The following is a 707-nucleotide window of genomic DNA, read 5'->3' on the forward strand; positions in this document are numbered from 1 at the left end:
GGTTTTGTTGAGAAAGAATATCTTTACGCTTTTTCTCTTCCTCAAGCTTAATCTTTAATTCCAATTTATTATTGTTTGCGACAAATGCATAACACAGCGCAATAACAATCATCACGGCGAGAATACTTAGCCCAACAATAAAGAGTCGAGAAGTAAAAATATCTCGCTCGTTGAGCGGTTCAAACCATGCCATCAATTTAAAGTGATGTTGTTCCACTGGCACTTCGAAATATATTTTTCCATCCAAAACCTTAGAAAGAAAATGATTCTCATCTGCATTAGTGGTTGAATTTTTAGTGATGGAATCCCACACCACCATTTCAACATCTTTTATTTTTAGCACCATGCGACTGTAGCTGTCTTCGTGCTCTTGATTGGTTAATTGCTCAATAACAATATCTTTATTGATGTCCGCAATTAAAAAAGCCACTGGTTTCCCAGAAAATTTGACTTGCTTAATCACTTGAATCCGAATGTTGTCACCATCACGAGTGGCACAAACTTCTTCCGGATGCCCGTGTTGGGTCATCAAATCATGAATATCCATTGGCTTGAGATCTTTTGGGCCAGTCGTGACGATAGTTGTTCCGTCACTGCCCACCAGCGTTAGCTTGTTGTAGATGTTGCTACTGTTGATCAACTTGCCGTCAATCTTCTCATCAAATCTACGTTTTAAGTTGATTAAACTTGCACCTAGGCCATATTCC

At 38.9% G+C, this 707-nt stretch carries 1 pseudogene; it reads right to left on the minus strand.

The annotated features are described in order from the left end of the window. A pseudogene (locus tag R7Q48_RS27405) lies at positions 1–707 on the minus strand (GGDEF-domain containing protein); the annotation flags it as partial.

It is taken from the genome of Vibrio sp. 378, assembly GCF_033339435.1.